The 20,772-nt window shown below is 68.9% G+C and carries 19 protein-coding genes; 12 read left to right on the top strand and 7 right to left on the bottom strand.

From position 1 onward, the window contains the following. The first annotated feature begins 29 nt into the window (after positions 1 to 29). The 3 genes from QZ546_RS09515 to QZ546_RS09505 all read left to right on the top strand — a co-directional run bounded on the left by QZ546_RS09515 (position 30) and on the right by QZ546_RS09505 (position 5,354). Positions 30 to 1,295 (top strand): FAD-binding oxidoreductase, encoded by a 1,266-nt coding sequence (locus QZ546_RS09515; RefSeq protein WP_294236495.1) that lies wholly within the window; start codon positions 30 to 32, stop codon positions 1,293 to 1,295. A 36-nt stretch (positions 1,296 to 1,331) separates the two neighbouring features. Then, complete coding sequence (locus QZ546_RS09510) at positions 1,332 to 1,808, top strand: lyase (RefSeq protein WP_294236493.1); 477 nt, start codon at positions 1,332 to 1,334, stop codon at positions 1,806 to 1,808. 159 nt (positions 1,809 to 1,967) lie between these two features. Next, on the top strand, positions 1,968 to 5,354 hold the full coding sequence (locus QZ546_RS09505; RefSeq protein ID WP_294236491.1) for an AAA family ATPase: 3,387 nt from the start codon (positions 1,968 to 1,970) through the stop codon (positions 5,352 to 5,354). A gap of 221 nt (positions 5,355 to 5,575) precedes the next feature. Here QZ546_RS09505 and QZ546_RS09500 read toward each other — a convergent pair whose 3' ends face one another. The 3 genes from QZ546_RS09500 to pdxH are packed head-to-tail and all read right to left on the bottom strand — an operon-like array spanning position 5,576 to position 7,910. Next, on the bottom strand, positions 5,576 to 6,379 hold the full coding sequence (locus QZ546_RS09500; protein ID WP_294236490.1) for a PhzF family phenazine biosynthesis protein: 804 nt from the start codon (positions 6,377 to 6,379) through the stop codon (positions 5,576 to 5,578). Continuing rightward, on the bottom strand, positions 6,379 to 7,332 hold the full coding sequence (locus QZ546_RS09495) for a cation diffusion facilitator family transporter (RefSeq protein ID WP_294236489.1): 954 nt from the start codon (positions 7,330 to 7,332) through the stop codon (positions 6,379 to 6,381). Before QZ546_RS09495 ends, QZ546_RS09500 begins: the two co-directional genes overlap by 1 nt. Beyond that, the gene (gene pdxH, locus QZ546_RS09490) at positions 7,329 to 7,910 is read right to left on the bottom strand and encodes a pyridoxamine 5'-phosphate oxidase (protein WP_294236488.1); all 582 of its coding nucleotides are present in this window, start codon (positions 7,908 to 7,910) and stop codon (positions 7,329 to 7,331) included. Before pdxH ends, QZ546_RS09495 begins: the two co-directional genes overlap by 4 nt. Before the next feature lie 163 nt (positions 7,911 to 8,073). Here pdxH and QZ546_RS09485 point away from each other — a divergent pair, with 163 nt between their 5' ends. From QZ546_RS09485 to QZ546_RS09475, 3 genes are read left to right on the top strand one after another with little or no spacing between them, the layout of a single operon-like run. Next, the gene (locus tag QZ546_RS09485; protein ID WP_294236487.1) at positions 8,074 to 10,530 is read left to right on the top strand and encodes a circularly permuted type 2 ATP-grasp protein; all 2,457 of its coding nucleotides are present in this window, start codon (positions 8,074 to 8,076) and stop codon (positions 10,528 to 10,530) included. Then, on the top strand, positions 10,527 to 11,441 hold the full coding sequence (locus QZ546_RS09480) for a transglutaminase family protein (protein WP_294236485.1): 915 nt from the start codon (positions 10,527 to 10,529) through the stop codon (positions 11,439 to 11,441). Before QZ546_RS09485 ends, QZ546_RS09480 begins: the two co-directional genes overlap by 4 nt. A 26-nt stretch (positions 11,442 to 11,467) precedes the next feature. Further along, on the top strand, positions 11,468 to 12,151 hold the full coding sequence (locus QZ546_RS09475; protein WP_294236484.1) for a transglycosylase domain-containing protein: 684 nt from the start codon (positions 11,468 to 11,470) through the stop codon (positions 12,149 to 12,151). A 190-nt stretch (positions 12,152 to 12,341) separates the two neighbouring features. On the opposite strand, the gene QZ546_RS09470 is transcribed toward QZ546_RS09475, so the two are convergent. Further along, on the bottom strand, positions 12,342 to 12,572 hold the full coding sequence (locus QZ546_RS09470; protein ID WP_294236482.1) for a hypothetical protein: 231 nt from the start codon (positions 12,570 to 12,572) through the stop codon (positions 12,342 to 12,344). Between the two features lie 102 nt (positions 12,573 to 12,674). Here QZ546_RS09470 and QZ546_RS09465 point away from each other — a divergent pair, with 102 nt between their 5' ends. The 6 genes from QZ546_RS09465 to QZ546_RS09440 all read left to right on the top strand — a co-directional run bounded on the left by QZ546_RS09465 (position 12,675) and on the right by QZ546_RS09440 (position 17,709). Continuing rightward, entirely contained in the window at positions 12,675 to 13,631 is a 957-nt protein-coding gene (locus QZ546_RS09465; protein WP_294236481.1) for a J domain-containing protein, read from the top strand. 7 nt (positions 13,632 to 13,638) lie between these two features. Further along, a complete protein-coding gene (locus tag QZ546_RS09460; RefSeq protein ID WP_294236479.1) occupies positions 13,639 to 14,610 on the top strand; it encodes a YihY/virulence factor BrkB family protein in 972 nt (323 codons plus the stop codon). An 8-nt stretch (positions 14,611 to 14,618) separates the two neighbouring features. Next, the gene (gene fabI, locus QZ546_RS09455) at positions 14,619 to 15,410 is read left to right on the top strand and encodes an enoyl-ACP reductase FabI (protein WP_294236520.1); all 792 of its coding nucleotides are present in this window, start codon (positions 14,619 to 14,621) and stop codon (positions 15,408 to 15,410) included. 206 nt (positions 15,411 to 15,616) lie between these two features. Further along, on the top strand, positions 15,617 to 16,162 hold the full coding sequence (locus QZ546_RS09450) for a GNAT family N-acetyltransferase (protein ID WP_294236477.1): 546 nt from the start codon (positions 15,617 to 15,619) through the stop codon (positions 16,160 to 16,162). Further along, on the top strand, positions 16,159 to 17,226 hold the full coding sequence (gene aroC / locus QZ546_RS09445) for a chorismate synthase (RefSeq protein ID WP_294236475.1): 1,068 nt from the start codon (positions 16,159 to 16,161) through the stop codon (positions 17,224 to 17,226). The genes QZ546_RS09450 and aroC overlap by 4 nt, the downstream gene beginning before the upstream one ends. A gap of 63 nt (positions 17,227 to 17,289) precedes the next feature. Next, the gene (locus tag QZ546_RS09440) at positions 17,290 to 17,709 is read left to right on the top strand and encodes a hypothetical protein (protein WP_294236473.1); all 420 of its coding nucleotides are present in this window, start codon (positions 17,290 to 17,292) and stop codon (positions 17,707 to 17,709) included. A gap of 200 nt (positions 17,710 to 17,909) precedes the next feature. Here the strand turns inward: QZ546_RS09440 and QZ546_RS09435 are convergent, their stop codons facing one another. From QZ546_RS09435 to QZ546_RS09425, 3 genes are all read right to left on the bottom strand, one after another. Next, positions 17,910 to 19,199, bottom strand: a complete 1,290-nt coding sequence (locus tag QZ546_RS09435) for an adenylosuccinate synthase (protein WP_294236471.1) — start codon at positions 19,197 to 19,199, stop codon at positions 17,910 to 17,912. 112 nt (positions 19,200 to 19,311) lie between these two features. Beyond that, the gene (locus QZ546_RS09430; protein WP_294236469.1) at positions 19,312 to 20,418 is read right to left on the bottom strand and encodes an ATP phosphoribosyltransferase regulatory subunit; all 1,107 of its coding nucleotides are present in this window, start codon (positions 20,416 to 20,418) and stop codon (positions 19,312 to 19,314) included. Further along, on the bottom strand, positions 20,415 to 20,756 hold the full coding sequence (locus QZ546_RS09425) for an endonuclease domain-containing protein (protein ID WP_294236467.1): 342 nt from the start codon (positions 20,754 to 20,756) through the stop codon (positions 20,415 to 20,417). The genes QZ546_RS09430 and QZ546_RS09425 overlap by 4 nt, the downstream gene beginning before the upstream one ends. Between the last annotated feature and the right edge of the window lie 16 nt (positions 20,757 to 20,772).

Below are 20,772 nucleotides of genomic sequence, written 5' to 3'. Positions count from 1 at the left end.
TAAAATCCGTATACGATATGACCGGCGTCATGCCCAAGCCGGAAAATAGTCCTTCAGCCTCGGACCGTCGCAGCGCAATCGTCGTCGGCGGCGGCGTCATCGGCACCACCACCGCGCTTGCCCTGCAACGCACCGGCTGGGCGGTGACGTTGATCGAGGGGGAGGAGACCCCGCGTGCCGCCTCCTGGGGCAATGCGGGCCATATCGCGACCGAACAGGCCGAGCCGATCGCCTCGCCCGCGATGGTGCGCGGCTTTGCCAAGCGGCTGTTCTGGCGCGGCGGCGCGCTGGCCCTGCCCCCGCGTGAGATCGCGACCTGGCTGCCCTTCTCGCTGCGTTTGCTGAAGGCGGCGCGGCCCGCCAACTACGAGCGCGCGCATCAGGCGCTGGCGGGGTTGCTCGCCCAGGCCATGCCCGCGTGGCAGCGGCACGTCGCCGCGCTCGGTGCGCCCGAATTGCTCCGCCCGCATGGCCATGTCGTGCTGTGGGAAACGCCCAAGAGCGCCGCGCGCGGACTGGCAAGCTGGCAGGCAGCCGACACCGGCACCGCGCGTTTCCGCCCGCTGACCGAGGCCGAACTGGGCGACTGGCGCGCCCGTATCCGCAGCCCCATCGCAGGCGGCATCCGCTTCGAGGGCAGCGGCCAGATCGCCGACCCGACGCGACTAGCCGAAACCGCGACCGCGCGCTTTGTGGCGGACGGCGGCACCCGCATCGTTGCCCATGTCGAAACGGTCGGTGACGGCGAGGTTCGCCTGGTCGACGGCCGCCGACTATCCGCCGATCAGGTCGTCGTGACCGCAGGCGTGGCGAGTGCGGCGCTGCTCCGCCCCTTCGGCGTGAAGGCCCCGATCATCGCGGAGCGCGGCTATCACCTTCAGACCGGCCCGGAGGTCGACTGGCCCGCCGACCTGCCCCCGGTGGTATTCGAGGACCGTTCGATGATCGTCACCCGCTTCGCCGGGGGCATGCGCGCCGCCAGCATCGTGGAGTTCGCCCGCGCCGAAGCCAAGCCCGACCCCGCCAAGTGGAACCGCCTGCGCCACCACATCGCCGCGCTCGGCCTGCCGATCGGCGAGGACGCCAGACCCTGGATGGGCGCACGGCCGACCCTGCCCGATTATCTGCCTGCGATCGGGCGGGTGCCGGGCGCTACGGGGCTGTCCTACGCCTTCGGGCACAATCACCTGGGCCTGACGCTTGCGCCAATCACGGGAGAATTGGTGGCGGCGATGCTGAGTGGGAATGCCATGGCCGGGCAGTTGAAGCCGTTCGAGTTGGGACGGTTCGGATAATTAGCGCCCCTTACGAAGCCATGATATTTAAGCGGCATGACGGACGGATATGAGCCTGCCTCACCCTTCTTAAAGGCAATTATCGCTGAGGAATTGCCGTTAGTCGGCTCGACTTTTGCCGACGAGAATATGCAGCGGCTAATTGCCATGATGCGGGATCAGGACGTTTCCAACCGCGATTGGGCAACGCTGCTTGTGGCATTGCAAGATGCCGATACGCCTGAGATTCGCGAAGCGTTGCTCTCTGCGGCGCGGGACGAGAACGATGTCGTAAGAGCAGAGGCCTTGGTTGGTTTGGCAAATCGTGATCGGGAACTGGCACTGCCCTTGGTGCAAAGCGCGCTAGCCGGCGATTCCGTCCCCATGCCCGTATTCGAGGCCGCAACGCTGATCGCGGACCCCAGACTCATCGACTATCTCAAACCTTGGACAGAACCCTCAGGCGACGACTGGCTCGACGGGCTGGCCCGAGACGCCTTGGCCGCATGCGAAAAAGGTTCGCCGCTCGCGTAGCGGAATATGACTGATCGAAGCCCGCTCAGCGTCCTTTCGGCCGGCGACAGAAGCCACCCCAGTTTTTAGACGTGGCGCCGAGTCGCCACCCCCCTCGACATCCCGCCCCCATCCGCTATCGGTTAACCACATCGCATCGGGGGAGCGGCGACCGGGTCCGTGCAGATCAAGCGGCTTCGCATTTCGGGTTTCAAGAGCTTCGTCGATCCGGCCGATCTGGTCATCGAACCGGGGCTGACCGGCGTTGTCGGGCCCAATGGCTGCGGCAAGTCGAACCTGCTCGAGGCGCTGCGCTGGACGATGGGCGAGAACAGCGCGCGGTCGATGCGCGGCGCGGGCATGGAAGACGTCATCTTCGCCGGCACCGCCACCCGCCCGCCGCGCGACTTTGCCGAGGTCATGATCCTGGCCGAGCGCGAGGGCGAAGAGACCGAGATCGTCCGCCGGATCGAACGCGGCGCAGGCTCGGCTTACCGCATCGACGGGCGCGACGTGCGGGCCAAGGATGTCGCCCTCCTCTTCGCCGATGCCGCGACCGGCGCGCATTCGCCCGCCCTTGTCAGCCAGAACCGGATCGGCGCGGTCATCGCCGCCAAGCCCGCCGAGCGCCGCGCGATGCTGGAGGAAGCGGCGGGGATTTCCGGGCTCCATGTCCGCCGCCGCGATGCGGAAGCCAAGCTGCGTGCGACCGAGGCGAACCTGACCCGGCTGGACGAGGCGATCGCCGACCAGGACGCCCGCCGCGCGACCCTGCGGCGACAGGCGCGCGCGGCGGAGCGCTATCGCCTGATCTCCGACCAGATTCGTCTGGCCGAGGCGCGGATGATCTTCGCGCGCTGGCGCGACGCCGCCGGAGCCGCCGCCACCGCAAAGGCCGAGGCCGAAGACGCCGAGGCCCAGGTCGCCGACACCACCGCCGCCGAACGCAAGGCCGCGCAAGCCCAGGAGGAGGCCGCGCGGCTCGCCGCGCGCACCCGTGCCGCAGCCCTGGCCGCGCGCGATGCCTTGAGCGAGGCGGGCCACGCCCTGTCGCGCACGCGAGACCGCCGCCATGGCCTGCAACGCCGGATCGAGGAACTGGCGACCGCCCGCACCCGGCTGGCCGAAGACCGGGCGCGCGAGGACTCGCTGGCGCACGACGCCGCCGCCGCGATCCAGCGGCTAGCCGAGGAACGCGAAGACCTGGACGCGCGCATCGCCCATGCCATGCAGGCCATGCCCCGGCTCGACGCGCTGCTGGCCGAGGCGGAGACGAAGAACCGCGATGCCGAGGTGGCACTCGCCCAGGCGCTGTCGGCCCAAGCCGCGGAGGCCGCCGAGCGTCGCATCGCCGAGGCCGCGCTGGCCCATGCGCAAGGCCACCATGCCCGCGCCGAACGCGACGCCCGCGCAGTCGCCGCCGCGATCGAGGCGCTGCCCGACATGGCCGAACAGGAGGCGGCCCGCGAAGCCGCCGTTGCGACCCAGGCCGCCGCCCGGATCGATGCGGACAAGGCGCAGGCCGCACTGGGCTGGGCCGAGGAAAGCGAACTGACCGCCAGTGCCGAGCGCGATGCGGCCGAGGCGACCCGCGCCCGCGCCATCGCCGCGCTCGCCGCGCTGGATGCCGAAGCCGCGACGCTGACCCGCGCGACCGAGCGCAAGGGCGGCGACCGGCTGCTCGACGAGGTACAGGCCGAGCCCGGCTTCGAGCGCGCGCTGGCGGCGGCGCTGGGCGACGAACTGGATACCCCGCTGGTCGACTGGCACGGCTCGGACCTGCTACCCGATGATCCCGCCCCGCCCGTTGGGACGCTGCGGCTGGGCGAACGGATCACCGCGCCGCCGATGCTCACCCGGCGGCTGTCGCAGATTTTCCTGGTCGAGGTGGATTCGGGTCAGCCCCTGGCGGTGGGGCAGCGGCTCGTCACGCGCGAGGGGCGGCTGCGGCGCTGGGACGGCTATATCGGCGAGGGCGGCGGTGCGGCGGCGGCCGAGCGGATGGAGCGGCGCAACCGGCTGGCCGCGCTGGAGGCGGAGCGTCCGGCGGTCGAGGCGGCGGTCCAGGCCGCGACCGAGGCCCGCGCCGTGATCGAGGATCGCATCATCCGCGCCCGCGCCGCCGCCGCCAGTGCACGTACGCTCCACGCCTCCGCCGTCACCAATTTGCGCGATGCCCAGCGCGCCGAGGACCGGGCGCAGGCGGTGATCGAGCGGCTGTCCGCCCAGCGTGCCGACCTTGCCACCCGCGCCGAGCGGATCGCCGCCGAGATGGACGAGGCCCGCGCCGAATGCGACCGGGCCGAGGCGGCGCTGGCAGCCCTGCCCGATGGATCGGCGAGCGCGGCGGAGACGGCACGGCTCCAGACCGAGACTCAGCTGGCGCGCTCGGCGGTGGCGCTCGCCCGGTCGGAGCGGACGACGCTGGAGCGCAGCCTGGCGCAGACCCGCGACCGGCTGGCCGCCGCGACGTCCGAGGCGGAAAGCTGGGACCAGCGCGCAGGGCAAGCGGCGGGGCGCATCGCCGAAATGGATGCGCGCGCCGCCGCGCTGGACCAGGATGCCGCCGCGCTCGCCGACCGTCCAGCACAACTGGCCGAGGAGATCGCTACCCTCGCCGCCGCGCATGAGGCCGCCAAGGCGGAGGCCGAACGGACGCAAGCCGAAGAGGCGGAGGCCGAACGGACCTTGCGCGCCGCGGAGGCCGCCCATGCCGGGACCAATGCCCTGTTGTCGGCGGCGCGGGAGGCGCGGGCCGGGGCGCTGGCGCGGGTGGAGAATCACGAGCTACGTCGCGTGGAACTGGGCCGCGTGTCGGGTGAGCGTTTCGCCTGCCCCGCGCCGGTGCTGCCCGAAAAGCTGGGCTTCGAGAGCGCGGGCGTCGGCTCGCCCCAGGCCGAGGCCGCCGCCCATGACAAGCTGTCCGCCGACCGCGAACGGATCGGCCCGGTCAATCTGGTCGCCGAACAGGAACTGGCCGAACTGGAAGCGAGCGGCGCCGCCAGTGCCGCCGAGCGCGAGGATCTGGTCCAGGCGGTGGCGCGGTTGCGCGGTTCGATCGGGCTGCTCAACCGCGAGGGGCGGCAGCGACTGCTGGCGGCGTTCGAGGCGGTGAACGGCCATTTCCAGACGCTGTTCGCGACGTTGTTCGATGGCGGCTCGGCGCATCTGGCGCTGGTCGATTCGGACGATCCGCTCGAGGCGGGGCTGGAGATCATGGCGCAGCCGCCGGGCAAGAGGCTCCAGTCGCTGACTTTATTGTCGGGCGGCGAGCAGGCGCTGACGGCGGTGGCGCTGATCTTCGGGCTGTTCCTGACCAACCCCGCGCCGATCTGCGTGCTGGACGAGGTCGATGCGCCGCTGGACGATGCCAATATTGACCGCTTCTGCGGGCTGCTCGACCGGATGACGCGCGAGACGGATACGCGCTATCTGATCGTGACGCACAATGCGGTGACGATGAGCCGGATGCACCGGCTGTTCGGCGTGACGATGATCGAACGCGGGGTCAGCCGGTTGGTCTCGGTGGACTTGCAGGCGGCGGAGACGTTGCTGGCGGCGGAGTGAGCCACGTTTCAGAGCGGTAATCCGGCGAATTTACGACCGTTCCCCGGCGAAGGCCGGGGTCCAGTTTCCATGTGCCATCGAAGGCGCCGAGCATTTGCCTCCCCCGCATCGGATGGCGCACTACAGACTTGGCGGAGCCTGGGCCCCGGCCTTCGCCGGGGTGCCGCAGAATTTCAAAAACCCGTTCAGGCTGAGCGAAGTCGAAGCCCATGCCCCGCCACTCACGGCAGCAGGAACGTCCCCTCGATCACCGTCACGCACCCGCCGCCCAGGATCACCCGGTCGCCATCCATCCGGCACGTCAACCGCCCGCCCCGCGCACTGGCCTGCTCCGCCACGAACGCCTCGACGCCCAGCTTCGCGGTCCAATAGGGGGTCAACACCGCATGGGCCGATCCCGTCACCGGGTCCTCGTCGATCGCAAAGGCGGGCACGAAGACACGGCTGACCACATCCGCCTCCCCTTTCCCGCCACGCGCGGTCAGGATGACGACATATCGCCCCGCCTGGGCCAGCGCCGCAAAATCGGGCGTGCAGGTCCGCACCGTCGCGGGATCGTCCACCACCACCACCGCATAGCCCGCCGGATGGCGCAACGTCTCGACCACGCCGCCCACACCCAGCGCCTCGATCACACCCGGCAGCGCCTCCGGGAACGGCGTGCGTTCGGGCAGGGACAGGCTGTACCCCAGCCCGTCGCGCGCCACTTCCAGCACCCCGGCATGGCGTGTCGCGAACCGCACCCGCTCGCGCGTGCTATCCGACGACAGCACGACATGCCCGCTCGCCAGCGTGGCATGGCCGCACATCTCCACCTCGTCGCCCGGCGTGAACCAGCGCAGTTCGAAATCCGCCTCAGCCCCATCGCTCGCTACCAGGAAAGCGGTCTCCGACAGGTTGTTCTCCTGCGCGATCTTCAACAGCAGGGCGTCGTCGGGCCAGGCCGACAACATCATCACCGCCGCCGGATTCCCCCCGAACGCGGCGTCGGCAAAGGCATCCACCTGGGTGAAGGGAATACGCATCAATATCCGACGCGCTTGCCGAACCAGTGCGGGGTCACGTCCGCCTCGACGAGCGGATTGTCGGTGTCGACATGGCCTTCGGGATCGAGATGGATCAGCACCTCGACCTTGGGGAAGGCGCGGCGCAGCGCGCGCTCGACGCCCTCGACGATGTCATGCGCGGCGGCGACGGTCAGCTCGCGCTCGACCTCCATATGGAACTGCGCGAAGTCGTGGCTGCCCGAACGACGGGTGCGGAAGTCGTGAATACCCTTCAGCCCCGGCTGGCGCGCGGCGACGTCGAGGAAAGCGGCACGCTGGTCGTCGGGCCATTCCTTGTCCATTAGCTGGTCGATCGCGGTGGACGACGCCTGGAACGCGCCCCAGGCCAGCCACAAGGCGATGGCGATGCCGAAGACCGGGTCCGCGCCGTGCCAGCCGAAATACTGGTCCAGCACCATCGCGATGATGACCGATCCGTTGAGCAGCACGTCCGACTGGTAATGGACATTGTCCGCCAGGATCGCGACCGAACCGGTGCGGCGGATCACGCTGCGCTGATAGGCGAGCAGGACCATCGTCGCCAGGATCGCGATCACCGACACGCCGATGCCGAATTCGGCATCGCTGGTGGGATTGTCCGCGCCCAGCGCCATGACCGCGCGCCAGGCGATCCCGGCCGCCGACGCGGTGATCAGCGCCACCTGGAACAGCGCGGCCAGCGCCTCCGCCTTGCCATGGCCGAAGCGATGGTCATGGTCGGCCGGGGTCGCGGCCAGCCGCACGCCGTACAGCGTCACCAGGCTGGCGAGCAGGTCCAGCGCGGTGTCGGCCAGCGAGCCCAACATCGCGACCGACCCCGTCCGCCACGCGGCAAAGCCCTTCAGCGCCAGCAGGAACAGCGCCATCGCGACGCTGGCCAGCGCCGCGCGGGTCGCCAGCGGAATGACTTTCTTGCGTTCGTCCTGGGTCACGGAAACAGCAATCCTTCGTCCCAGCCACCTTCGGCCGTGCGGGTGAAAATGCGGCGTTCGTGCAGCCGGTGTTCGCGGTCGAGCCAGAATTCGATCCGCTGCGGCGTCACGCGATAGCCGCCCCAATGCGGCGGGCGCGGCACCTCGCCGCCTTCGAACCGGGCGCGCATGTCCTCGAACCGCGCCTCGAACGTCGCGCGGTCGGGAAGCGGGCGCGACTGGTCCGAGGCCCAGGCGCCCAGCTGCGAATCCCGGCTGCGGCTGGCGAAATAGGCGTCCGATTCGGGGTCATCGACACGCGACACCGGGCCTTCGATCCGGATCTGGCGGCGCAGCGATTTCCAGTGGAACAGGAGCGCGGCCTTGCTGCCCTCGCCCAATTCCTGCGCCTTGCGGCTTTCGCGATTCGTGTAGAATACGAAGCCGCGCGCGTCATGGCCCTTCAGCAGGACCATGCGGACCGAGGGTTGGCCGCTCGCATCGACCGTCGCCAGCGCCATCGCATTGGAATCGTTGATTTCGCTCGCACGCGCTTCGGCGAACCACGCATCGAACAGGGCAAAGGGATCGTCAGCCATGTGCCCGCCCATACGCCTGTGGGGGCGGAAAACCAATGTCGCGATCGGAAACACTGGATCCTCCGCGTCTTCCATCGTCGCACGACCGATTTCCGCCCCCATGACCGTCCTGCCGCCAATCGCCTGTTGCAACCGGAGGCCGATCCAGCGATTTTGCCCGCCAATGGACCCGTCAGAGGATAGTCCCGCGCAAGCCGCGGCCTGGACCGCCGCCTATCGCGCCGCAGCGGGGGGTGCGGACGTGCTGGCGGGCTCGACCGACCCGGCCTGGCCCGCGATGCTGGAGGAACTGGCCGCCGTCGCCAGCAACCTCGCCCATGCGCGCGAACGGGTGCAGCGCCATGCCGCCGACATCGGCACAGGCTTTCGTATCATCGGCGAGACCGACGAGCGGCCCTGGCCCGTCTCCCCCGTCCCCCTGCTGATCGACAGTGAGGAATGGGCCGGCATCGCGGACGGTGTGACCCAGCGTGCCGAGCTGCTGGAGACGATCCTCGCCGATCTCTACGGCCCCGGACGGCTGGTGGCCGAGGGGCATGTCCCCGCCGCGCTGGCGACCGGCAGCCCCTATTTCCTGCGCCCCATGGTCGGGGTGACGCCGCCGGGCGGCCATCATCTCAGCTTCGTCGCCTTCGACCTGGCGCGCGGGCCGGATGGCGAGTGGCGGGTGCTGGCCGATCATCTGCGCAATCCGGCGGGCGCGGGCTATGCGCTGGAGAACCGGCTGGCGGTCAGCCGGACGCTAGGCGGGCTTCAGAACCGTTTGAACGTGCAGCGCCACGCGCCCTTCTTCGCCGCCTTCCGCGCCGGGCTCGCCGCCCAGTGCCGCCGCGCCGATCCGCGCATCGGCCTGCTGACGCCCGGCCGGTTCAACCCCAGCTATCCCGAACAGGCGCATCTCGCGCGTTATCTGGGGCTGCTGCTGGTCGAGGGCGCCGACCTGGCCGCGATCGAGGGGCAGGTCTATGTCCGCACCGTCGCCGGGCTGAAGCGGATCGACGCGCTGTGGCGGCGGCTCGATCCCCGGATGCTCGACCCGCTGGCGTTCGACAGCCATTCGCAGATCGGCGTGCCCGGCCTGATCGACGCCTATGTCGAGGGGCAGGTGGTGATCGCCAATGCGCCGGGCGCGGGCGTGCTGGAGAGCCACGCCTTCTCCGCCTTCCTCCCCGCCCTGGCCGAGCAACTATCGGGCGAGCCGCTCAAGCTGCCCAATATCGCGACCTGGTGGTGCGGCGGCGCGGCCCAGGCGGCGCATGTCGCCGAGCATCTGGACGCGTTGCTGATCGCGCCCGCCTTCGGCCCCCGCCCGCTGGGCCTGCCGGACGGCGCGCGGCCGGGAGCGAGCCTGTCGCCCGACGAACGCCGGGTGCTGCTCGCCGACATGGCGCGGCGGCCGCAGGATTATGTCGGGCAGGAGATGGTGCGCCTGTCGACCATGCCCGTCGTGATCGACGACCGGCTGGAGCCGCGCCCCTTCACCCTGCGCGTCTTTGCCGCGCGCGACGGCGAGGGCAAGTGGACCGTCCTGCCCGGCGGCTTCGGCCGGATCGGCGATCATCCCGAAGCGACCGCCGCGATGATCGGCGAGGGGCTGTGGTCCGCCGATGTCTGCATTCACGGCCCCGAGCCGGTCGCACCGATGTCGCTGCTCGCCGCGCCCGATTCGCTGCATGTCCGGCGCAATCCGGGCACGCTGCCCAGCCGGGTCGCGGACAATTTCTACTGGCTGGGCCGCTATCTGGAGCGGGGCGAGGCGCTGCTGGCCGCGATCCGGGTGATGCTGGGCAATTCGATCGACGTGGACGGCGGCGCGGCGCTCGACCCGCGCACCGTCGGGCGGCTGGTGGGGCTCATCACCGGCGGCGGGGCGGCGCCCCATCCCGACAGCCTGCACCGCGCCGCCCTGACCCAGTTCGCCCGCACCGCGATGGAGGATGAGGGCTGGCACTCGGTCGCCCGCATCAACCGTCTGGCGCGCGGCATCAGCGAAGGCTCGCGCGACCGCCTGTCGGCCGACATGGTGCGGTTGCTGGAAGCCCCCTTCCCCAGCCATGCCGGGATGCTCGACCGGGCCGGCTCGCTGCAACGCCGCTATGCCGCGATCGCCGGACTGTCCGCCGAACATATGGTGCGCACCACCGCCTGGCGCTTCCACGATCTCGGCCGGCGGGTAGAGCGCGCGATCGCGGTGGCGCGCGCGACCCGGCTGTTCGGCATGGCGGGGGCCTCGGCGGACGACCTGTCCACGCTGCTCGACCTCGCCAACAGCCAGATCAGCTATCGCCAGCGTTATCCGACCGGCCTCGCCCGCGTCGCGGTGGTCGATCTGGTCGCGCTCGATCCCAACAATCCGCGCGCGCTCGCCTATCAGACCGCACGCATCGCCGATTGCCTGTCGCGCCTGCCCGTCCTGTCCGACGACGATATGGCCGAGCCGCAACAGGCCCAGGCCATCGCGATCCGTGCCGCGATCGAGACGGCGGATGCCCGCACGCTCGATGCCGATACGCTGGGCGATGTCGAACGGCGGCTGGGCCTGCTCTCCGAAGCGATCGCACGCCGCTATTTCCTGCAAGGGGCGGAGCCTCTGCGAGCGGGAGGGCTTACGCTCGCATGATCTACGACATCCGCCACATCACCCGCTTCGATTATGGCGTGCAGGTGAAATATGCGCGCTGCAATCTGCGCCTCAAACCCATCGACTGGCCCGGCCAGACGCTGGAGAGCTACGACCTGATCGTCGAGCCGGTCGGCCGCACCCGCGCGGCGCGGGCGGAGGCGGGGCTGGCGCACGTCACCCGGCTGGTCGTCGACCGGCCGGTGCGCAGTCTGACCATCGAGAGCCGCGCCCGGATGCGGGTGGACCGACTGGTCCCGATGCCCTCACCAGGCGATCCGACACTGGCGGAGGTGGCCGCGCTCGCCCGCCAGAGCCGCGACCTGTCGGCATCGGGCCCGGCCAATTACATCTTCCCCTCGCCGCTGATCCCACTCGACCCCGCCATCGCCGAGTGGTGCGCGCCCGACCTGTCGCCGGATCGCGGCGCGCTGGAGGCCGGATTCGCGCTGGCGAACCGTATCCAGCGGGAATTCGCCTTCGACCCCACCGCCACCCTGGTCGATACGCCCCCCGCCGAAGCCTTTCGACAGCGGCGCGGGGTATGCCAGGATTTCGCGCAGATCATGATCACCGGCCTGCGTGCGGCGGGCATTCCGGCGGCCTATGCCTCGGGTTATATCCGCACCCTGCCGCCGCCGGGCCAACCGCGACTGGTCGGCGCCGACGCGACACATGCCTGGGTCCTGATCTGGGGCGGGCCGGAGCATGGCTGGGTCGGCGTCGATCCCACCAACGGCATCTGGATGGCGGGCGACCATATCATCGTCGCCGTCGGCCGCGACTATGCCGAGATCGCTCCCGTCGACGGCGTCGTGCTGGGCTCGGGCGCACAACAGATGGAAGTCAGCGTCGACGTCGCGCCGATCGAGGAAGCCGACAGGCCCGAGCCCGCGCTGTCCGACTGTTAGCCACGGCCTTTGGGGGGAGCGCTGCGATGGCCTTGAAACCCGTGTCCCGCAGCGTGACATCCGCCCTACGCATCCTGCTGATCGCAATTCTTGCAGCCGTTCTGGCCCTGCTGGCCTATGCGGCGATCAGTTATGGCGATGCGCTGCGCGATGCGCCCGACCTGAAGCTCCGCGCCGACCGCCTGATCGCGCAAGGACGCGGGCCCGATGCCCTGACGCCCGCCGAATTGCGACAATTGATCCGGGTGGAACATCCCAATTTCTGGCATCATCACGGCGTCGACAACGAAACGCCGGGCGCTGGCGTGACGACGATCACCCAGGCCTTGTCCAAGCATCTCGCTTTCGAGGCGTTCAAACCGGGCGTCCGCAAGATTCGGCAGACGACCTATGCCATGGGGCTGGAAGCGCGTCTGTCCAAGCGGCAGATCCTGGCGCTGTTCCTGGACGAGGCGCCGTTCGGTCGCGGGCCGAATGGATGGATGCAGGGCGTGTTTCCAACCAGCACGCAGGTTTACGGCAAAGCACCCGCCGCGCTGACCGAGGCGCAATGGCTCAGGCTGGTGGCGGTACTGATCACGCCGTCCGATTTTCGGCTGTTCGGCCCGGACGGGCGGCTGGATGAACGGGTCCGCCGGATCGAGCGGCTCGTGGCCGGGATTTGTCAGCCTCGGGACAATAGCGACGTCATGCTGAAGGGTTGCGCCTAAGCGAAAAGCCTCGTCCCATGGCCTTCGTCTGCGCTCAGGCTGAACGAAATTTTGGGATGGGGGGCGGAACGGCGCCATCCGTTCCCCAACCTCCGTTCGCACTGAGCGAAGTCGAAGTGCACGCCCCGGTCTTCCCCGCTGGGGCCTCCTTTGGCCTTCGACTTCGCTCAGCTTGGCGCGAATTGAGGACCTACCCCTCCTCCGTCACCGCATTGGGATTGTCCTTGTCCGGGTCGGGATGACCGCCCTTTCCGTGATACGCCGTGCCGCTCTGGCCGCCGTGGAAGTCGCCTTCGCGCTCGGGCACGCCTTCATAGCCGCCGCCCTGGCTCTCGCCGCCATGTTTGCCGGGGGCGTCCGAGACGCCGTCGGGCGCGCCCTTCTTGCCATCCTTTTCGACGGCCTGCATCGGCTGGGTCATGATCCGTCTCCTTTGTTCATGCTGCAACGCATGGGAGACGGATTGCGCTCCGGCGCGGACTTCCCCACATAGATCGGTAATACACTGCCGACGGGGAACAGAGTGGCCGATCCATATCAGACGCTGGGCGTAAGCCGCACGGCCAGCGAAGCCGATATCAAGAAAGCCTATCGCAAGCTGGCGAAGGAACTGCATCCCGACCGCAACAAGGACAATCCCAAGGCGGCGGAAAAGTTCAGCCAGGTCACCAATGCCTATGACCTGCTGAACGACAAGGATAAGCGCGCCCGGTTCGACCGGGGCGAGATCGACGGCGACGGCAACCCGGCCTCGCCCTTCGGTTATGGCGGCGGCCCCGGCGGTTTCGGGGGCGGCTATGGCGGCGGCGCGGGGGCCCGCCCGGGGGGTGCCGGGGGCTTTCGCCAGCAATTCGACTTTGGCGGCGAAGGCGCCGACATGTCGGACATCTTCGAAGGCATGTTCAGCGGCGCGGGGCGCGGCGGCTTTTCAAGCGCGTTCGGCCGGGGCCGCTCGGCGGCCAAGGGCGCCAACACCACCTATGCGCTGCGCGTCCCCTTCGTCGATGCCGCCGCGCTCAGCCCGCAGCGGATCACGCTGGCCGATGGCAAGACCATCGACCTGAAACTGCCAGCCGGCGTCGACACCGGCACCCAGATGCGCCTGAGCGGCAAGGGCGAACAGGGCCCCGGCGGGCCGGGCGACGCGATCATCATGATCGAGGTCGTGCCGCACGCCTTCTTCACTCGCGACGGCGACGATGTCCGCCTCGACCTGCCGATCAGCCTGACCGAGGCGGTGCTGGGCGGCCAGGTGAAGGCCCCCACCGTCGAGCGCCCGGTGATGCTGACCGTGCCCAAGGGCACCACGTCGGGCAAGACGCTGCGCCTGAAGGGCAAGGGCTTCCACAAGAAGGACGGCAATCGCGGCGACCAGCTGATCACGCTCATCATCGACATCCCGGCGGATGATGCAGCCTTGCAACGCTTCGCTACGGAATGGAGCGATGGCAGGAACCCGAGGGCCGCCATGGGCGTCTGATCGTTCCATGAGCGATGCGACTGGCCTGACCCCCGAAGAACGTGCACATCATCGGGGCAAGGCCCGCAAAAGGCTGGACCGGCAACTGGCCAAGGTCCGGCCGGGCTCTTACGCCTTCGAGATCCTGAAACGGACCAGCCTGGGCGTGTTCAACGACGGGTTCATCCATGCCGGGAACCTCGCCTATCTGGCGTTGATGACGCTGTTTCCCTTCTTCATCACCACCGCCGCGCTGTTGTCGCTGTTCGGACAGAGCAACGAGACGCAACATGCGGTGGAGAGCTTCCTGCACGTCCTGCCCCCCGATGTCAGCGAGCTGCTCCGCAAGCCGATTTCGGACGTGCTCGCCGCGCGGACCGGATCGCTGCTGTGGCTGGGCGGGCTGGTCGGCTTGTGGACCGTCGGCGGTTTTATCGAGACGATCCGCGACATCTTCCACCGCGCTTACGGCGTGAAGGCGACGGCCGCCTTCTGGAAATCGCGCCTGTCCTCGACCTTCGTCATGATCGCCTCGGTCATCGTGGCGCTGCTGTCCTTCCTGGCCGCGGGTATCCTGACCGCTGCCGAGCAGTTCATCTATCGCCTGCTGCCCTTCGCGCAGGACGTGGCGGGTTGGGTCGGCCTGTCGCGGATGATCCCCGGCGTCGTGATGTTCGGCGCGCTCTACATGCTGTTCTATTCGGTCACGCCGGGCAAGTATCGCGAGAGCGACTGCCCCAAATGGCCGGGCGCCATGTTCACCGCCGCCTGGTGGGTCAGCATGACCGCACTCCTCCCCTGGGCGCTGTCGCGGCTGGGCGGCTATGACCTGACCTATGGCAGCCTGGCGGGCGTCGTCGTGATGCTGTTGTTCTTCTATCTGATCGGCCTGGGGCTGGTTTTCGGCGCGCATTTGAACGCGGCACTGGCGGAACCACCGGAAACGGCGCTAGAGAGGGCGATTGAAGACAGTGAACCGGCAGGAGCGGTAACGGCGTGAACGGATTGATGGCAGGCAAGCGGGGGCTCATCATGGGCCTGGCCAATGACAAATCGCTGGCCTGGGGCATCGCCAAGCAGCTTTCGGAGGCGGGCGCGGAGCTCGCCTTTTCGTATCAGGGTGCAGCGATGGAAAAGCGGGTCCGCCCGCTGGCCGAACAACTCGGCGTGGCGCGCCTGTTCGATTGCGACGTGTCCGAGATGGAATCGCTCGACACGCTGTTCGAGGGGCTGAAGGCCGAGTGGCCGACGATCGATTTCGTCGTCCATGCCATCGGCTTTTCGGACAAGTCGCAGCTGCGCGGGCGTTATTACGACACCACGCTCGACAATTTCCTGATGACCATGAACATCTCGGCCTATTCGCTGGTCGCGGTCGCGCAGCGCGCGCGGGCGATGATGCCCGAGGGCGGATCGATCCTGACCCTGACCTATTATGGCGCGGAAAAGGTCATCCCGCATTACAACGTCATGGGCGTGGCCAAGGCGGCGCTGGAGACCAGCGTGAAGTATCTTGCGGTCGATCTGGGCCCGGAGAATATCCGCGTCAACGCCATCTCGGCGGGCCCGATCCAGACGCTGGCGGCGCGCGGCATCGGCGACTTCAACTATATCCTGAAGTGGAACGAGCTGAATTCGCCGCTGCGTCGCACCGTGACGATCGAGGATGTCGGCGGCGCGGGCCTCTATATGCTGTCCGACCTGTCGTCGGGCGTGACGGGTGAGATCCACCATGTCGACGCAGGCTACAACGTCATCGGCATGAAGGCCGAGGACGCGCCCGACATCGCGCTGGCGTAACCCCCAATCCTCCCCAAGCTCCGCTTGGGGAGGGGGACCATGCGAAGCATGGTGGAGGGGCATGGCGGGTCGAAAGACAGCCTGCCATCACGGAGCGTGACACCCCTCCGTCAGGGCTTCGCCCTGCCACCTCCCCTTCCAGGGGAGGAATCGCTGGCAACATTATCTATCGCGCCTTGCGCGCCGGCGACGCTAAAGACGAACCCATGTCCGACCAGCCCTCCGCCGCCATCACCATCCGCCCGGCCCAGGGGCAGGACGTCGCCGCGCTCGACGCGTTGCTCGTCGCCAGCTTCCCCGCGCCCGCCGAAGCCGCCTTGGTCCGCGACCTGTGCGTCGAGGGTGACATGGTGCTGATGCTGGTGGCGATCGACGAGGACACGGACAGCCTGATCGGCGCGATCGCCTTCAGCCGCATGAGCGTGGAGGTCGGGGGCAAGCCGATCAACGCCGTCGCCCTCGCCCCCATCGCGGTCGCGCGCGACTGGCGGCATCAGGGCGTCGGCGAGGCGCTGGTCGCCGCCGGACTCGAACGCTTGGAGAAGGAGCGCGTCGTCCTCTGCTTCGCGCTGGGCGACCCGGCTTTCTATGGCCGGTTCGGTTTCGCCGCCGATGTCGCGAGCGGTTTCGACAGCCCCTATGCGGGCGACTATTTCCTGGCGGTGCCGCTGCAGGGCGGGTTGATCCCCTGCGGCGTGCGCGGGGCCGCCACACATGCGCCGGCCTTTGCCCGGCTGGGAGACGCTGCGTGAGCTTCAACAGTTTCGGCCGCCTGTTCCGCTTCACCACCTGGGGCGAGAGCCATGGCCCGGCACTGGGCGCGGTGGTCGACGGGTGCCCGCCGGGCATCGCGTTGTCGGAAGAGGACATCCAGCCCTGGCTCGACAAGCGCCGTCCGGGCACCAGCCGCTTCACCACCCAGCGGCGCGAGCCCGATCAGGTCCGCATCCTGTCCGGCGTGTTCGAGGGGAAGACCACCGGCACCCCGATCAGCCTGATGATCGAGAATGTCGACCAGCGTTCCAAGGACTATTCCAACGTCGCGCTCGCCTATCGCCCCGGCCATGCTGATTACGCCTATGACGCCAAATATGGTTTCCGCGACTATCGCGGCGGCGGGCGCTCCTCGGCGCGCGAGACGGCGGCGCGGGTCGCGGCGGGCGCGGTGGCACGCGCGGTGATCCCGCAGGTCCGCATCCGCGCCTGGGTCGAGGCGATCGGCGGCGACCGGATCGACTATGCCGCGTTCGACGATGCGCAGATCGACGCCAACCCCTTCTTCTGCCCCGATGCCGCCGCCGCCGAACGCTGGGAAGCGATCGTCGACGGCGCGCGCAAGTCCGGCTCCTCGGTCGGCGCGGTCGTGGCGTGCGAGGCGACCGGGGTGCCCGCCGGATGGGGCGCACCGCTCTACGCCAAGCTGGATAGCGAACTCGCCTCGGCCTGTATGAGCATCAATGCGGTCAAGGGTTTCGAGATCGGCGACGGGTTCGCCGCCGCCGCGCTGACCGGCGAGCAGAATGCCGACCCGATGCGGATCGGCGACGGCGCCCCGCGCTTCCTGGCCAATCACGCGGGCGGCATTGCTGGCGGCATCGCTACGGGCCAGCCGGTCACGATGCGCGTCGCGTTCAAGCCGACCAGCTCGATCCTGACCCCCGTCGACACCATCACCCGCACCGGAGAGGAAACGCAGATCGCCACCAAGGGCCGCCATGATCCCTGTGTGGGCATTCGCGGCGTTCCGGTTGTGGAGTCGATGGTCGCGCTGGTTTTAGCCGATCAGGCGTTGCTTCATCGCGGTCAGTGTGGTTAACTATAGGAACGGACGTTCTCCCGCCTCGTTAACCAATACGAGAAAATAAGCAGGAGAGAAACAATGCGTTACATGCATGTGATCGCCGCCAGTGCCCTGATCCTTCCCGCCGCAGCGATGGCGCAGGTATCGGGCGGCACGACCGGCGGGATGTCTGGACAGACCACCACGCCAGGCCAGACCATGTCGGGTCAGATGCCCGGTCAGACCACGACGCCGGGCCAGACCACCATGGGTCAGCCCGACACCATGAGCACCATGCCCAGCACGACCACCCGCTCGACGACGCGCAACAAGAGCCGCTCGCGCACGACGACGCCGGACAGCACGGTGAACACGCCGTCGACCGTGCCGGATGCGACCGGATCGTCCACCACCACGGGCAGCGGCACGCTGGGCAGCGATCCGACCACCAGCGGTCAGGTCGGCACCGGCACCTCGGGCGGCACCACCACTCCGCCGGGCAGCAGCGGCGGCATGTAAGCCCTGACGGGTTCGTCACTACGGAAAAGGCCCGGTCGCAAAAGCGGCCGGGTCTTTTATTTGGGTTGGGGCGTGGCCTTCGACTTCGCTCAGGCTGAACGGGGTTCAGTACCAAGACCCGTTCAGCCTGAGCGAAGTCGAAGGCCACGGGACACCACCCGCAACAAAAAAGGCCCCGACTTCCGCCGGGGACTCCCCAATCAATCCGCAAACGGATCGCGAACCAGGATCGTATCCTCGCGCTCCGGGCTGGTCGACACCAGCGCCACGGGGCAGCGGATCAGCTCTTCGATCCGCCGGATATATTTGATCGCCTGCGCGGGCAGATCGGCCCAGCTGCGCGCGCCCGCGGTCGATTCCTGCCAGCCTTCCATCGTCTCATAGACGGGGACGACTTTGGCCTGGTCCGCCGCATGGGTCGGATAATAGTCGAGCGTCTGGTCGCCCAGCTTGTAGCCGACGCAAATCTTCACCGTGTCGAACCCGTCGAGCACGTCGATCTTGGTCAGCGCGATGCCGGTGATGCCGCCGACCGCCGCCGACTGGCGCACCAGCACCGAGTCGAACCAGCCGCAGCGCCGCTTGCGGCCCGTGACGGTGCCGAACTCATGCCCGCGCTCGCCCAGGCGCTGGCCGGTCTCGTCCTCCAGCTCGGTCGGGAACGGGCCCGAGCCGACGCGAGTGGTGTACGCCTTGGCTATACCCAGCACGAAGCCGACACCCGACGGCCCCAGCCCCGAACCGCCCGCCGCGGCCCCTGCGATGGTGTTGGACGAGGTGACAAAGGGGTAGGTGCCATGGTCGATGTCGAGCAGCACGCCCTGCGCGCCCTCGAACAGGATGCGCTTGCCGCCCGTCCGCGCCTCGTTCAGGTCGCGCCACACCGGCTTGGCGAAGGGCAGGACGAAGGCCGCGATCTCGCGCAGATCGGCCAGCAGGCGCTCGCGATCGATCGGCGGCTCGCCGAACCCGGCGCGCAGCGCGTCGTGATGCGCGCACAGGCGGTCCAGCTGCGGGCCGAGATCGTCCAGATGCGCCAGGTCGCACACGCGGATCGCGCGGCGGCCGACCTTGTCCTCGTACGCCGGGCCGATGCCGCGCCGCGTCGTGCCGATCTTGCCCGCGCCGCTCGCATCTTCGCGCAGACCGTCCAGGTCGCGGTGGATCGGCAGGATCAGCGGGCAGTTGTCGGCGATGCGCAGCGTCTCCGGCGACGCATGGACGCCCTGCTCGCCCAGCCGCTCGATCTCGGCCTTCAGCGCCCAGGGGTCGAGGACGACGCCGTTGCCGATGACGCTGGGGGTGCCGCGCACGATGCCCGAGGGGAGCAGCGACAGCTTGTAGACATTCTCGCCGACGACCAGCGTGTGGCCGGCATTATGCCCGCCCTGGAAGCGAACGACCATGTCGGCGCGCTCGGCCAGCCAGTCGACGATCTTGCCCTTGCCCTCGTCGCCCCATTGCGCGCCGATGACTGCTACATTTGCCATGGATGCTATGCTCCGCCTGCCGGACGGACCCCATGCGCCCTTCGACAGGACTCGGCGCGAGGGGGTTTCCAAAGATGTGCGGGGCGCGCGTAGCGGGACGCGCCCCCTGATGTCAACCGGCGATGGCGCGCGGTTCGCCATCCGTCAGGATATGGGTGCAGAGCTGCGCCTGGGGCGTGTCGCTCTCCTCCAGCGCCTGCACCGTCACCCAGCCCTGTGCCCGGAGCGATGCGCCCGTCGCAGGCGCGGTGCCGAAGGGCAGGAACAGCCGCCGCCGCTCGGTCGGCGGCGCGGTCGCGACGATGGCGTCGGCATAGAGCGAGAAGCCGGTCGCCTTCTCTTCGGCGCCATCCTCGTGGAAGATCGTATAGGTGCCGCCACGCCCGACCTCGCGCGGCGGGCCCGCGACGAACAGCGAGAAGCCCAGCCAGCTCTGGAATTCGAACCCATGGCGTTCGGTCGGGTCGAGCGTCATCGACACCCCCTCCCCCAGCGCGGCGGCGATCGCCTCCAGCGCATCGAGACGGCTGGCTAGTACGCCCTGGGTGTCGAAGGCGCGCAACCGCTCCATCGCGGTGGCGAACGGCCCGGCGGCCTCGACCAGCGGCAGATAGTCGGGCGCGATGGCCGCGACCCCGCCCGCATCTTTGGCATCCAGCCGATCACGCAGCGCCGCGACCTGATCCGCCGCGACCGGCAGAGGCCCGGCGGCGAGCAGGTCGACCAGATCGGGCAGCGTGAAGTCGATCGAGATGCCGGTCGTCCCTGCCGCGACCAGCGCCTCGACCGCGACCCGCACCACTTCGGTCGCAGCGGCGGTCGAGTCGAGCCCGATCAGCTCCGCCCCGATCTGCCGCCACTCCCGCGCAGGCGCCAGTTCGGAGCCGCGCAGCCGCACGACGGTGCCCGCATAGGACAGCCGCACCGGGCGCGGGTGATGGCCCATGCGGGTCGCCGCGATCCGCGCCACCTGCGCGGTCAGGTCGGGCCGGATGGCGAGCGTGCGCTGCGACACCGGATCGACGAAGCGCACCGCATCATGCAGGCCGCCCGCCTTCAGGCGCGAACCCAGCGCCTCGGCGAACTCGATCGAAGGCGGATCGGCGCGCTCATAGCCATGCAGCCGCGCCGCCTCCAGCACCCGCGCCTCGACCGATGCGGCGGCATCGGCATAGGGGGGAAGACGGTCGTGATAGCCTTCGGGAAGGAGCGCGGTCATCGAATAAGCCTGTTCATCAGCGTGTGCGCCACGCCGTCGGGGTTGGTCATGACGTCCGCATTTGGGAAGCGGATCACCCGATATCCCTCCTGCTCCAGCCATGCCGTACGACGGGCATCGCGTGATTGGTCGCTATGCGTATCGCCGTCAACCTCGATGACTAGCTTGTGAGACCGCGCAGCGAAGTCGGCGATATAGGGGCCGATCGGGACTTGGCGGGAGAATTTGATCCTTTGGAAGCGCCGGTCGCGAAAGATCAGCCAGAGGCGCTTTTCGGGTTCGGTCATTGCGCGACGCATTGCGCGGGCGCGGTCGCGGAGCACCGGATCGGTCTGCATGTGAATGGCTCCCCCT

The sequence above is a fragment of the uncultured Sphingomonas sp. genome, from assembly GCF_913062585.1.
In the GTDB taxonomy this organism is placed as follows: Bacteria; Pseudomonadota; Alphaproteobacteria; order Sphingomonadales; family Sphingomonadaceae; genus Sphingomonas.
Note: the sequence above shows the minus strand (reverse complement) of the source record. Positions and strands in the feature narration are given on the sequence as shown.